Consider the following 13,399-nt stretch of genomic DNA (forward strand, 5'->3'; position numbering starts at 1 on the left):
GGGCGTAGGCCGCGCGGTGCGCGAATGGGCCGTCGAGGCCGTAACCCGAGGTCGTCACGAAGGCCAGGTCGGGGTTGACCGCGCGCAGCGACGCCTCGTCGATCCTCGCCCGCTCGGCCGCCTTCCCGCGGAAGCACTGGAGCACGATGTCGGACCGCTTCGCCAGCTCGTAGACCAAGTCGAGTCCTTCGGGCTTGGTGAAATCGATGGCGACACTCTCCTTGCCCTGCAGCACCTTTGCGCCACCGGCTTCCGGAAACGCGACCAGATTCCTGATGTTGTCCCCTTCGAGCGGCTCGACCTTGATGACGCGGGCCCCGAGGTCGGCCAAGAGCGTCGCGCCGTACGGGCCTGCGAACATGCTGCCGAACTCCAGCACCGTCACGTCCTTCAACGGCGGGTCGGCAGGCGCGACGCCATCGGGAGTGATCACCGGGTCACGCGAACCCGGGGCGCTCAGGGCATCGTTGTGCTCACCGAGCCGCGGGGGTGGTCGCAGCGCCGTCAGCGGCTTGCCCTCAACGTGAATGAGGGTCGACGGCTGGCGCACCGGGCCGAGCTGGGGGTCAATCACAGTGACGGACCGTCCCTCGTGAGCGGTTTGAGGGTGGTTCAGCGAATCCTCCGGAGTCCGGAACAGCTCGCCGCTTAGATCGAGGTTCTCCTCCATGGCCTGCTGCCACTCGGCGAGAGTGCGGGCCCCCACCCGCTCGATCATCATGTCCCACCACTCGGCGCGAAGTTCGGCCGTCGGCAGCATCGGGAAGCCCTGCCATTTCGGGTTGGCAAGTTCTCCAAGAAGATCCAGCTCGGTCAGCCAGGCCCCGATCAACTTCGGCGACACCTGGGCGAACTGCAACCACCGGCCATCCTTCGTCGCAGCCACCAGCAACGCGTAGATCAAGTATGCCTGCGGCCGGCCCAGATCGTCGTAGGCGGCATCCATCGGCTCGAAGGCGCCGGGATACCGTTCGAGCACCATCTCGTAGAACCAGTTGTACGGATCCATTGAACCCATCCCAGTCACCAGGTTGGTCTCGACGACCTGGCCGAGTCCGCTGGTCTCCCGCTCGAGCAGCGCCGCGAGCACGCCCTGCACCGCGGCGTGGGCCGCTCCCCAGGACGCGTAGGCGAACGTGATGTAGGCAGGCCCCGGCCTTTGAGTCAGGCTCCTCTTTTCGTGCATGACACCGGTCTTGGCCATTACCAGCGCTTCCCAGCCCTTGTAGTCACGGAACGAACCGGTCGAGCCCCAGCCGGTGATCGTTGCCACGACGAGACGCGGGTAGCGCTTGGACAGCGCATCGTGAGTCAGACCCAGGCGCTCGGCGGTGGCGGGCCGCATGGTGTTCACCATGACGTCGGCGCGCTGCAGCAGCCCACGCAACCGATCCAGGTCGGCGTCGTCGTGTACGTCCAAAGTCACGCTGCGCTTGCCGCGCAAGAGCGCAGGCCAGCTCGCTAGTTCACGCAACGGGCTGCCGTCGGGAGGCTCCACCATGATGACCTCGGCGCCGCAGTCGGCGAGGAACTGGGTCGCCTGAGCGCCGGGCAGGGTCGTCGAAACGTCGATGACCACGAGGCCGGCTAGTGGACCGTCCGACGCCGTTTCGACTTCGGGCATATTCGCTCCCCTACGGTGTGCGGACAAATCTCCTCGCAACGTGTTGTGACGCACGCCACGCCAGCATCGCAGTGGGTGAGATTAATGTCAATGCATTAGTATTTTGCCATGACGAAGCAAGTGACACCGTGACCGACGAGCCCCTGGACCGCGGTGGCTTCCCGCAGATGAGGTCCTGGCAGGAGCCGACCGTCCGCAGCCCAGGCGGCGGCCCGGAGTACGGCGAACTGATCCTCGCGCTGAGGGCTTTCCTCGACGACGTCGCCGCCGCGGCTCCGGACGCGGCGACCACGCTTGCCCTCGCCCGGGACCTGAGGAGCTGGTCCGAACGACTCGCCTTGGACGCGGTACCCGAGCGAAAGCGGCTCTTCGCCCGGCGACTCGACCTACCCGGCCGCGGGCAGACCATGTCCCCGAACTTCGTCCCGATCGCCGGCGACCACGAGACCGTGCGCGGGACGGTCACCTTCGGCCGCTACTTCCTGGGCGGCGGCGGAGCCGTACACGGCGGCGCCATCCCGTTGCTCTTCGACGAGGTGCTGGGTCGGCTGTCGAGTAGTGGCGGGCGGAAACCGGCGCGAACCGCGTATCTGCATACCGACTACCGGTCCATCACTCCCGTGGACAAGGAACTCGCGGTACGGGGCTGGTTCGTCAGCGAGCAGGGTCGTAAACGCGTTCTGCGCGCGGAGCTGACCGATGGGGACACCCTGTGCGCGGAGGCCGAGGGACTGTTCATCGAGCTCCGCCCTGACCAACCCTGAGCCGCTCAGCGCACCGCGAATCCCGCGTCCAGCGGCCACGCCACCCCGGTGATGAACTTCGCCTCGTCGGACACCAGCCACGCAACCGCACCGGCGATGTCCTCGGGCATCAGGACCTGTATGGGCAGCGCGTTCTGCATGGCCGCGACTGCCGTGTCATTGGCCTCCAGGAGCTTGCCCATGGTTTCGTTCATCACCATGCCGGTCGCAACACCGGTCGGGTGAATGGTGTTCACCCGAATCCAGTGCTGCGCCAACTCGTTCGCCCAAACCTGCATCAGGCCCACCAGACCGCGCTTGGCAGCGGTGTACGCCTGTCCGCCGGCGCGATCGGTTCCGGTGCCTTTGAGGCCCGCACTGGAACTCGTCAGCACGATCGAACCGCCTCGGCCACTGTCGATGAGTGCAGGCAGCGCCGCCTCCACGGTGTTCCAGACTCCGATGAGGTTCACGTCGACGATATCCCGGAAGACCTGGCGCCGGTTGACGTCGCTGCCGAGCCGAATGATGCCTGCGTTGGCGATGACGATATCGAGCCGCCCGAATTCGCGGACGCCCTCGTCGACAACCTGCTGGAGCGCTTCGCCGTCGCGAACGTCGGCCTGGTGAGCGATGATTCGTCTGCCCTCGTTCTCGACGAGCTTGATGGTTTCGTCGAGTTCGTCGGGCGTGGCGTTGGGGTAGTCCATCGAATCGATGTCGCGGCAGATGTCCACCGCGACGATGTCGGCACCCTCTGAGGCGAGCCGGACCGCATGCGCGCGGCCCTGACCCCGCGCCGCGCCGGTGATGAATGCAACCCGTCCGTCGTGTCTACCCATGGTTGTGACTCCTATCCTGTTGACAGTTGTTGGACATCCCCTGGTCGCTCTGTTTCTGCCTGCGACGTTGAATCTCGTTGTCGTACTTCGTGATAAGTTCGCGCACGGCGAGCCGGTCCGGCTTCAGCATTGGCGTCAAGGGCAGCTCATCGACGATCAGCAGCTCATCGGGGGCCTTGTAGTCGGCCAGTTCGCTCGTCACGTGTGCGCGCAACTCGGCCAGTGTCGGTGGAGCGGCGGGGTCCGCAGGCACCACGCACGCGACGCCGAGTTCACCGATCACAGGGGCGGTACGGCCTATGACGGCAGCTTGTTTCACGTTCGGGTGTCCGGTAAGCGTTCGCTCGACCTCGCCGGGGTGAACGTTGTAGCCGCCACGGATGTACATGTCGCCACTGCGTCCGACGAGGGTGAGGTTGCCGTCCTTGCGGAGCACGCCGATGTCGCCGGTGCACAGCCAACCGTCCCGCAGAACCTCGGCGGTCAGGTCCGGGTTACGCCAGTATCCGCGCATCACACACGGTCCACTGACCTCGACTTCGCCGTCACTCCCGACGCGGACCTCCATGCCGGGGGCGGGCCTGCCGACGGTGCGGGACTGGACGTCGGCGGGGTCGGTGGGGTCGGTGCCGCAGATGGTCGGACACTCGGTCATCGCGTATCGCACTACCAAGGGCACACCTATCCGGCTCGCGACCCTGCGTACTAGTTCGGGTGACGCCGGTGCGGTGGCAGCAACGCCAATCCGCAAGTGCGGCAGTGCCTGCCGGCTCAGATCCGGTATGTCGAGCAGCTGGGCCCACTGGGTCGGAACCGCGCCCGCCACGGTGATCCGCTGGTCGCGCAGGACATCGAACATGCCCCGGGCCGACCACGGCGCCGGTGGCACGACCAGCGCTGTGCCCCAGACCAGCTGGTCCCACAACTTGAACATGTAGCCGGCGTGAGCGAACGGAGTCGACGTGAGACGGCGGTCGTACGGCGCGCTCATCACCCCGGCTGCTGCGGCTCCCGCGGCGAGGCGGTCTGCATCGAACGCGGCGCCCTTCGGTGTACCCGTCGTTCCGCTGGTGAAGATCAGCGCGACCAGGTCCCGACGGGTCAGGTGAACCAGAGGGGGCGCCGAACCCGAGCTGTCGGTGGTCAGCGACCCCCTTGCCAGCGTCCGCCGATGACCCGTATCGGGCGATGTGCCAGCCCCGTCGTCGACGACGATCAGCGCGGGATCGGTCTGCTGCAGAATCGATTCGACTTCACGCCGCCCGAGTCGAGGGTTGATTCCGGCGGTGATCGCGCCGATCATCGCCGCCGCGGCATAACAGATCGCGTAGTCGATGCCCGACGGGATCCACAGCACTACGACGTCACCCTTGCCGACATCGAGGTCCGCGAATTGCGCTGCCACGCAGCGGGATCTGTCAACCCATTCGGCGAACGTCATCCGAGCGCCTGGTTCGACGTATGCCTCCATGTCGCCGTGCACGGCGGCCGCGGACTCCAGCATCTCGCGGGTATCGGAGACCTCGCAACTGAGGGGTGCCAGTGCCATCTACGGCCTCTCGGAGCCGAGAAGCATTGTGCCGCTGGAGCAGAACCAGCCGCCGGTGCCACTGACACACGCGATCCTGGCGTCGGGCACCTGCCGCGGTCCGCATTCCCCCCGCAGCTGGAGCACCGCCTCCACCAGAAGGAATAACCCGCGCTGGCCGGGGTGACATGCGGAGAGCCCACCACCGTCGGTGTTCGTCGGGAGCTTACCTCCAAGGCGCAACGAACCTTTCTCGACGAACGCGCCGCCCTCGCCCTTCGGACAGAAGCCGAGGTCCTCGATGGTGAGCAGCAGCATGTAGGTGAAGGCGTCATAGATCTCGGCTACGTCGACGTCCGACGGGGAGACGCCGGCGCGGGCGAAGGCCAGCGGCCCGCTGACCGACGCGGGGCCGACGGTGAGATCGTCCCATTGAGACGTGAGCATGTGCGAGGTGGTCTCGCCCGAGCCGAGAACCCAGACCGGCTTGCTCCGCAGATCCTTGGCGCGTGCGGCACTGACCATGACGACGGCCGCGCCGCCGTCGCTGCGAATGCAGCAGTGCAGTTTGGTGAACGGATCCGCGATCATAGGTCCGGCGAGCACGTCGTCAACGGCGATGGGGTCGCGGTAGTACGCCTGAGGGTTGTCGGCCGCGTTGAATCTCGCGGACACGGCTACCTCTGCCAACTGCTCGATAGTGGTGCCATAGGTGAACATGTGCCGTCGCGCCGCCATCGCGTACTTCGAAATCAGCGTGTGGCCGTAGGGTGCCTCCCACTGCAGAGGACCCCGTGCACCCCAGTTGATGTTCGCTCCCCGCAGGCCCTTTCGCAGATCCGAGCGCGACGTCGAACCGTAAGTCAGCAGCACCACGTCGGCATGCCCCGCGATGATCGCGTCTGCCGCGTGCGCCGCCATCACCTCCCACGACGCGCCGCCAACCGCCGTGGAGTCGATCCAGCGGGGCCGCACGCCGAGGTACTCACCCACGTCCACCGGTGGCAGCGTGCCCTGTCCTGTGGACGCCAACCCGTCGATGTCGGCGGGGGTCAGGCCGGCGTCGGCGAGTGCCCGGCGACTGGCCTGGGCGATCAACTCGTAGGGCCCCTTGTCGTCGACACGGCCGACGTCGGAAAGCGCGACGCCAGCGATCGCAACGGCGCCGGTCACTGGGCGCGGTCCTGGGCAAGCAACTCAGCCAGCACCTCGGTCGGTTCGCCGAAGAGGTGGCGAAACACGTGGGCGCGCTTGAGATAGAGATGCATGTCGTTCTCGAACGTGTAGCCCATCCCACCGAACACGTGGATGCCGGCCGCGGCGTTGTCGACGGCCGCCGACCCGGCCACCGTCGCCGCCGAAAGCACTTGCAACAGCGCATCGGCGCGTCCGCCCGCCAGCGCAATCGCGGCGAACAACGTCTGGGCCTGGGCGGCTTCGGCCGCGATCTCCATGTCGACGCACGCATGCTTGATGGCTTGATGCACGCCGATCGGTTTACCGAATTGCTCACGCGTCTTGGCGTGTTCGGTCGCCGCCGCCGCCGCAGCCGCGGCCAGTCCGGTGAGATAAGCCGCCGAGAGCACCATGGCGCGTGCCCAGATCCACTCGTCCTTCGCGGGAAGCCAATGAAGAGGCTCGGCCGACTCGACTGTGACGGAAGCGATTCGAGTAGCCGGGTCGGCTGAGCCCACGCTGGTCAACGTGCCCAGTGTGTTGATGTCAACGAGAGCGGCCCCATCACGGGCGACGACAAGCGCATGCGAAGCGCCCGCCGGTTCGAACAGGTCGAAGGTGCCTTTGACGGGCCGGACCTCGCCGTCACCACGCAACACCGCAAGCGCGACCAAGGCACGCCCGGAGCCGATCTGTTCCGCCAGCGCCACGTCGCCACAGCCTGCTGCCACCCGAGCGGCCAGGGTGCAGGCCAGAAATGGGCCTGGGGCAAGTCGTTTGCCCAATTCGATGAAGAGCAGCACCTCGTCATCGAAGGGCCGTCCCGATCCGCCGGACTCCTCATCGAGGCCGAGTGTGAGCAGACCCATCTCGGCGCCTTCACGCCAGAGCTGTTCCGGCACCGAGATCTCTGCGCCGCGTTCAGCGCGGATCCGATCGACGGGCAGTCGTTCGGCAAGGAAATCACTTGCTGCCGAGATGATCTCGAGTTGTTCAGTTCCGGGCAGCAGGTTCACGACCAACTCCTGACTTGGCGGCTCATCGAGGTAGTCCCAGCACGCGCTCGCCGACGATGTTGCGCTGAATCTCCGATGTTCCCCCACCGATGGCCTGCGAGAAGCTGTAGTAGTAGTAACCGGCCCAGCCGTCGTCGTCCCAGCGCGACGAGTGTCGGATCGACGCGGGACCGAGGACATCCATCGCCAGCTCGCCGATCTCCTTGGCCAATTCGGCGTACATCAGCTTGACGATCGAGCCGCGCGGGCCGGGTGTTTCCGTCTTCATGGCCTCGCAAATATTGGTGTAGGTGAGTGCTCGCAGGGACGCAACCGAGGCGCGGGCTCTCGCGAGTCGGCGTGCGACCTCGTCGTCGGCGATGGCCGGTCTGCGCCCGTCCGGACCGACGTGGTCGCGGGCGTAGTCGATGAGATCCTCGATGATCTTGGCCAGTCGCACCTGGTTGGCGGTGAACGCGGTTCCGCGTTCGAACGACAGGGTGGCCATCGCGACCGACCAGCCTTCCCCGACGTTCCCGACCACGTTCGCCAACGGGACACGGACGTCGTCGTAGAACACCTCGCAGAACTCCGAACCGCCCTCGATGGTCTCGATGGGGCGGACGTCGATGCCAGGTGTGCTCATGTCGCAGATCACCCACGTGATGCCCTTGTGCTTGCTCCCAGTGTTGTCGGTGCGTACCAGCAGTTCCTGGTAATCGGCGACGGTGGCGAAGCTTGTCCAGAGCTTCTGGCCCGTCACCACCAGGTGCTCGCCGTCGACGACCGCCTTGGTGCGTAGGGCCGCGAGATCTGACCCGGCGTCGGGCTCGGAGAACCCCTGGCACCAGATCACCTCTCCGCGAAGAATTTTCGGCAGATGAATAGATTTTTGATCCTCGGTGGCCCTGGTGATCAACGTCGGTCCGGCATGCGAGTTTCCGACGAAGCATGCATCAATGCCGGGGAACCCCCGTGCCGCGTACTCCTCGTACCAGATCAGCTGCTGCATCAGGGTCAGGCCCTGGCCGCCGTACTCCTCTGGCCACGCGATGCCCGCCCAGCCGCCCTCCCACTGAGTGTGCTGCCAAGCCAGGTCGTAGTCGCGCATGCCCGCATCGTCGCGGGGGCGCGGTTCGGTCGGCTTGTTCTCGTCGAGCCAGGTCCGGACCTGATCACGGAACTCGAGCTGGTCAGGCGTGAAGTCGAGGTCCATGATGGCCGAGTATAGGTGACATAACAGTCAGAAATAAAGACGTGTGTTTCTCGGCCTTACGACCAAATGCCGCTAGAACAGCGGCCCAAGACTCCAAATCTGGTGACTTATGCGTCAGAAACGCCGCGACCACTCGTTTTCCCGCCACTTCGGCGCTCGATTGTTTTGTCAACGCTCCGCCCTGAAATCGTGGACCAGTTTTTCGGCGCCGCGGGCGAGTAGCGCCACATCGGCGCCGACGAGAACGAACGTCGCACCTACGGCGAGGTAGCGCCGAGCGATGGTCTTGTTGAATGCGTTTACCCCGGCGCTTTTCCCGTGCTTCACGATGGTCGCCAGCGCAGCTTGGATGGCGCTCACGACGTCTGGATGCTCCGGCTGACCCAGCTTGCCCATCGAGGCCGCCAAGTCGGCCGGTCCGATGAACACCGCGTCCACCCCGTCGACGTCCGCGATGTCACCCAAGTGTTCGAGTCCGGACAGCGACTCCACCTGAACGGTCAGAGACACCGACGCGTCCGCGGTGCCCAGGTAGTCGGAGATGCGGTTCCACCGGGAGGCCCTGGCCAGCGCGCTGCCGACGCCGCGGATCCCCGCCGGCGGGTACCGGGTTGCGGCCACCGCAGCTGCGGCCTCCCCCGGGCCCTCGATCATCGGGACGATGAGGTTCTGCACGCCGACGTCGAGCAGTCGTTTGATGACGACGGGGTCGGCGAACGGCGGTCGCACCAGCACGTCGACATCGGGGTAGGCAGCAAGTACCTGCAGCTGCTCGAGCGTGGCGCGCAGGTCGTTGGGAGCGTGCTCCTGATCCAGGAGGACCCAGTCGATTCCGGATCCCGCGCAGATCTCCGTGACGTAACCACTGCCCGAGGCCAGCCACATTCCGATCCGCGGCTCACCCGCTGCGATGCGGTCCCGCCACCGGTTCGTCATGAGTCCTCGCCATCGAAGGAGACCGACACTGTGCCCAGCGGTCCGTAATCGGCGACGAAGGTGTCCCCCGGCTCGGCGAACACCGGTTTGGTGAACGAGCCGGACAAGATCACCTCGCCGGGCTGCAGTGAAACGCCGTGTGGCGACAGCCGATTGGCCAACCAGGCGACGCCGTTCCCGGGGTGGTTGAGCACAGCCGCCGCCACTCCGGACTCCTCGATCACCCCGTTGCGCAGGAGCAAGGCCGCCACCCAGCGCAGATCCACGTCCAGCGGCCGCACCACTCGGCCGCCGAGGACCAGACCTGCGTCAGCCGCGTTGTCGGCGATGGTGTCGACGATGGTGCGCAGATGCCCGGTCTCGGGATCCGACATCTGCACCCTGGCGTCCAAAATCTCGAGTGCGGGAGTGACGAACTCGGTTGCCCGCAATACATCGAAGAGCGTGACACCGGGGCCGGCCAGCTCCTTGCCCAGCACGAACGCAAGCTCGACCTCGACGCGCGGGCGGATGAACCGACCGAGCGCGACACGGCCCCCGTCCTCGACGAACATGTCGTCGAACAGCGCGCCGTAGTCGGGCTCATCGATCGACACCGCACGCTGCATCACCTTCGACGTCAGCCCGATTTTGCGGCCTTTGACTTCCCGGCCGTCGGCGACCTTCAGCGCGACGAGCGCGCGCTGTACGGCGTAGGCGTCCTCGATCGTCATATCGGGGAAGTCGAGCGACAGCTGCCGGATGGGCGCGCGGTTCTGCTCGGCCTCGTACAGCCGGCGCGCAATGTCTGCGAGTTCGTCGTCGACCGGCCTGCTCATCGGGTGAGGAACTCGACGGCAGCTGCGTTGAACGAGTCGGGGTCTTCGAAGTGCGGCCAGTGCCGCACCGACGGCATCTCGAACACCTCGGAGTTCGGGATCAGGTCGGCGATCGTGCGTGCGGTGTCCTGATAGACGCCGTGATCCTTGCCGGAGGCGACGATCATCACGGGCGCGGTGATTCCACGCCACTTGTCGTCGGGGATCAGGTTGCGGTGCCGCACCTTCTCGTCCTGCAGGATCAACAGCCGGTCGATGGTGTTGCGGGTGTCGTCACGGCGGTAGACCGCCTGGCGCAGGCCGATCAGATCGGGCAGCCGGTTGCTCTCGTCGGCAATTAGATGGGCGAACACGGCATGCAGCGATTCCCAGGTCGGGTCGTTCACCGCCTTTGTCCGCTCCGCCCGGATGCGCGCCATGTTCGATGCCGACGCCTCCCGTCCGGCCGGCGACATCAGGATCACCTTGTCCACCCGGTCGGGATGACCCACCGCCATCGCAGACGCGACGAACGCGCCGAGCGACATGGCCACGAAGTTGGCCGACGCAATGCCGAAGCGGTCCATGACGCCCAGTACGTGTTCGACGTAGACCGCGATCTCGTAGTCGTAGTCCGGCTTGTCGGAGAACCCGTTGCCGACCATGTCGATGGCCACGCAGTGAAAGTGTTCGGAGAGCGCGGCCAGGTTGGGCGCGAACGTCTCCCAGTGCCCGCCGGTGCCGTGGAGCAGGATCGCGTGCGGCTTGTTCGGCGGAGCCGTCCCGGCGGCGACATCAGATCCCGCGCCGGCCTCGGCATATCGCGTTCGAACGACGGCACCGTTGACCGGGATGTCGACGAAGCCCTGCCGGAATTCCAACTCCTTGAGATACATCCAGATACTGCGGTAGTTCTCGGTGTCCAAGCGGGTGATGCCGTCGGCGTCGGTTTCCGGTGCCTTCGATTGGGTCATGTCGCCTTCTCATCTACGTTTCTGACAGCGTTGTCAACTTATGTCACCGTCGATCTGCGCCGTCCATCATGGTCGCATAAACCTTATGTTCCCATGTAAAGAAACAGTTACGCCAGCCTGCAGATGGCTTGAATCGGCGGCGGGAGCTTTGCAGGCGTCCATTGATTCTGACAGTCATATGCGGTAAAACTGGGCAGGTGAACACTCCGTCGGGTCGTCGCGTGCTCGCCGAGCTGGTGAACGAGTTCGCAGCCGTGCGGGTGTCGCTCGACGTAAACGGCAACGGTCCGCGCTTGCTCGTCGAGGATCTCGAGGACGGCGAGCAGGTGTTCCTGTGTCCACTGGAGTTGGCCAGCTTCACGTTGGCCACCCCCGAGGATCGCGAGGAGTGGCTGCGCGTGGGTAACTACCGCGGGGAACGTCGACCGAAGCAGGAGCCGTGAGCACCCCGGCCGTCGACCTGGTGGGAATGGGCATGACCGAGATGTCCCTGCGGCCCGGGGCCACCCCGCTCGAACTGGCCGCCCAGGCGAGCACCGCCGCGCTGGCCGACGCCGGGATCGAGCGCAGCGCCGTCGACGGGCTGCTCGTCGGTTCATCGCAGGGCGTCCGACCGGACCGGTTGGGCGTCGGTTTCGCCGCCCAGGGCGGGTTCTCGGATCTGCGCCTGCTCGAGCACGTCGAGATCAAGGGCGCCACGACCATCGCGATGATCCAGCGTGCCCGCCATGCGATCACCACGGGCGAGGCGTCCACCGTGCTGTGTGTCTTCGCCGATGCACCACTGGTGGCGGGGCGAGGAGCGGGGTCAACGTACGCGCAGAGCGGCGGCAATGCAGGCGTGCGTGGACTGGAACGAGCCTCGGGGTTGCTCGGTTCGGTGCCGACGTACGCACTGATGACTCAACGGTGGCTGCACGTCACGGGCACCGCCCCCGACGCGCTGCGCTCGGTTGCCACCACGGCACGCACGTGGGCGCAGGCCAATCCCGATGCGGTCAACCGGGAACCGCTGGACGATGCCGGCTATGCCGCGAGCCCGATGATCGCGGAGCCGTTGCGGTTACTGGACTGTGCTCGCCCGGTGAACGGCGCGGTCGCGGTCTTGCTGACTGGTGATGAATCGGTTGGTACGCAACGTATTCGGGTGCGCGGCACCGGTCGATACCATCCGGTGCGGCGTCGGCGCGCGGGCGCCGAGTCGTGGTTCGGGGGCGGTGCCCGGGCTGTGGACGACGCGCTCGAGCAGGCCGGTATGAAGCGTTCGGACCTCGACGTCGCAGAACTGTACGACCCGTTCTCGATCGTGACGCTGATGCTGCTCGACGAGTACCGGCTCACCGGCGCGGTGCCCGTCGGTGCCTTCGTCCACGACGGTCACACCGGCCCGGGCGGCACGCTTCCCACGAACACGGGTGGCGGGCAGCTGTCCGGCTTCTACCTGCAGGGCATGACGCCCTTGGTTGAAGCCGTGGTGCAGCTGCGCGGCTCGGGCGGTGAACGTCAGGTGCCCGCCGCTACCGTCGCGCTTGTCGGGGGCATCGGGGGCCGAGTCGACCATCACGCAGCGCTGGTGCTGGAGCGGGCGGCGTGAGCAGCCTCGTGAAGCCCGCCGAGCATGCATTGCAGGACTGGTTGCTCGACCCTTCGCTGGCACCCATGACCGCCGGCGACCGGCTGACACCGCTCTACGAGGCGGCGAACCGCGGCGAGCTCGCCCTGCCCTTCTGCGAAGTATGCGATCAGCCGTTGGAACTCGAACAGGAAGTGTGCGACCACTGCGGGTCGGCGGAAACTGGCTGGTGCACAGTAGACCTGGTCGGCACCGTCCATACCGCCACGTTGATGCACCGCCGCGAGCCGGGGTTGGTGCGTACGTCGAACCCCTACCCCATCGTCGACGTCGAGCTCGCGAGCGGACACCGCCTTGTGATGACCACGGCCCGTCCGACAGATACGACACCGAGAATCGACAGCGTCGTCCGCATCGGCTTTCGCCGGCTCGGCGAGGCTGCCATACCAGCCATCGACACCATGGAGGACGAGTGACGACACTGGAATCCGCCCCGACCCTAGACGAATTCGACGTCAGCAAGGTGATCAAAACTGACCGAGTGCACGGGTCGGTGTACACCTCGCCCGAGATCTTCCGTCGCGAGATGGACAGCATCTTCAAAACCGGCTGGGTTTTCGTGGCGCACGAAAGTGAAGTCAGCGAACGGGGCGACTATCTCACCCGGATGATCGGCTTCGACCCGGTCGTCGTGGTACGCGGCAAGGACGGCGCCGTCCGGGTGGTGCTCAACCGGTGCACACACCGTGCCAACAAGCTGTGCAACGCCGAGAAGGGCAACGCCAACTCGTTCCGCTGCCCCTACCACGGCTGGACCTTCAACAACACCGGTGCGCTGCAAGGCATCCCGATGCGGGAGGGCTACGGCGAGGCTTTCAACCAGGTGCGCTCCGCGCTTGGTCTGGCACAGGCCCCCCGGGTGGACAGCTACGGCGGCTTCGTCTTCGCCTCGTTGGCGGCCGACGGCGTCTCGTTGCGGGAGCATCTCGGCAAGG

The 13,399-nt window shown here is 66.1% G+C and carries 14 protein-coding genes; 5 read left to right on the plus strand and 9 right to left on the minus strand.

Features of this window, described 5'->3' with window-relative positions; translation table 11 throughout:
* A partial coding sequence (locus QOJ24_RS09590) for a CaiB/BaiF CoA transferase family protein (protein WP_526260756.1) occupies positions 1–1,624 on the minus strand: 1,624 nt, incomplete at its 3' end.
* A gap of 167 nt (positions 1,625–1,791) precedes the next feature.
* On the opposite strand from QOJ24_RS09590, the gene QOJ24_RS09595 reads away from it, so the two are divergent.
* Positions 1,792–2,388 carry a hotdog domain-containing protein gene (locus tag QOJ24_RS09595; RefSeq protein ID WP_526260768.1) on the plus strand — a complete coding sequence of 199 codons (597 nt, stop codon included), beginning with the start codon at positions 1,792–1,794 and terminating at the stop codon, positions 2,386–2,388.
* A gap of 5 nt (positions 2,389–2,393) precedes the next feature.
* On the opposite strand, the gene QOJ24_RS09600 is transcribed toward QOJ24_RS09595, so the two are convergent.
* From QOJ24_RS09600 to QOJ24_RS09635, 8 genes are all read right to left on the minus strand, one after another.
* Positions 2,394–3,209, minus strand: a complete 816-nt coding sequence (locus QOJ24_RS09600) for a mycofactocin-coupled SDR family oxidoreductase (protein WP_526260757.1) — start codon at positions 3,207–3,209, stop codon at positions 2,394–2,396.
* Positions 3,202–4,758 carry a class I adenylate-forming enzyme family protein gene (locus tag QOJ24_RS09605; protein WP_526260758.1) on the minus strand — a complete coding sequence of 519 codons (1,557 nt, stop codon included), beginning with the start codon at positions 4,756–4,758 and terminating at the stop codon, positions 3,202–3,204. Before QOJ24_RS09605 ends, QOJ24_RS09600 begins: the two co-directional genes overlap by 8 nt.
* Positions 4,759–5,910 carry a thiolase family protein gene (locus QOJ24_RS09610; protein WP_526260759.1) on the minus strand — a complete coding sequence of 384 codons (1,152 nt, stop codon included), beginning with the start codon at positions 5,908–5,910 and terminating at the stop codon, positions 4,759–4,761.
* Entirely contained in the window at positions 5,907–6,929 is a 1,023-nt protein-coding gene (locus QOJ24_RS09615; protein ID WP_526260760.1) for an acyl-CoA dehydrogenase family protein, read from the minus strand. Before QOJ24_RS09615 ends, QOJ24_RS09610 begins: the two co-directional genes overlap by 4 nt.
* Before the next feature lie 22 nt (positions 6,930–6,951).
* Positions 6,952–8,124: an acyl-CoA dehydrogenase family protein gene (locus tag QOJ24_RS09620; protein ID WP_526260761.1), complete on the minus strand. Its 1,173-nt coding sequence runs from the start codon at positions 8,122–8,124 to the stop codon at positions 6,952–6,954.
* 168 nt (positions 8,125–8,292) lie between these two features.
* Positions 8,293–9,060 carry an aldolase/citrate lyase family protein gene (locus tag QOJ24_RS09625; RefSeq protein WP_526260762.1) on the minus strand — a complete coding sequence of 256 codons (768 nt, stop codon included), beginning with the start codon at positions 9,058–9,060 and terminating at the stop codon, positions 8,293–8,295.
* Positions 9,057–9,878: a 2-oxo-hept-4-ene-1,7-dioate hydratase gene (hpaH, locus tag QOJ24_RS09630; protein WP_526260763.1), complete on the minus strand. Its 822-nt coding sequence runs from the start codon at positions 9,876–9,878 to the stop codon at positions 9,057–9,059. The genes QOJ24_RS09625 and hpaH overlap by 4 nt, the downstream gene beginning before the upstream one ends.
* The gene (locus tag QOJ24_RS09635) at positions 9,875–10,831 is read right to left on the minus strand and encodes an alpha/beta fold hydrolase (RefSeq protein WP_526260764.1); all 957 of its coding nucleotides are present in this window, start codon (positions 10,829–10,831) and stop codon (positions 9,875–9,877) included. The genes hpaH and QOJ24_RS09635 overlap by 4 nt, the downstream gene beginning before the upstream one ends.
* 197 nt (positions 10,832–11,028) lie before the next feature.
* On the opposite strand from QOJ24_RS09635, the gene QOJ24_RS09640 reads away from it, so the two are divergent.
* The 4 genes from QOJ24_RS09640 to QOJ24_RS09655 all read left to right on the plus strand — a co-directional run.
* Complete coding sequence (locus tag QOJ24_RS09640) at positions 11,029–11,274, plus strand: hypothetical protein (RefSeq protein ID WP_526260765.1); 246 nt, start codon at positions 11,029–11,031, stop codon at positions 11,272–11,274.
* Positions 11,275–11,306: 32 nt separating this feature from the next.
* Complete coding sequence (locus QOJ24_RS09645) at positions 11,307–12,425, plus strand: thiolase family protein (protein WP_526260769.1); 1,119 nt, start codon at positions 11,307–11,309, stop codon at positions 12,423–12,425.
* Positions 12,422–12,880, plus strand: a complete 459-nt coding sequence (locus QOJ24_RS09650) for a Zn-ribbon domain-containing OB-fold protein (protein ID WP_526260766.1) — start codon at positions 12,422–12,424, stop codon at positions 12,878–12,880. Before QOJ24_RS09645 ends, QOJ24_RS09650 begins: the two co-directional genes overlap by 4 nt.
* A partial coding sequence (locus QOJ24_RS09655) for an aromatic ring-hydroxylating oxygenase subunit alpha (RefSeq protein WP_526260767.1) occupies positions 12,877–13,399 on the plus strand: 523 nt, incomplete at its 3' end. The genes QOJ24_RS09650 and QOJ24_RS09655, both read left to right, overlap by 4 nt.

The sequence above is a fragment of the Mycobacterium sp. genome (genome assembly GCF_032159775.1).
Lineage (GTDB): Bacteria > Actinomycetota > Actinomycetes > Mycobacteriales > Mycobacteriaceae > Mycobacterium.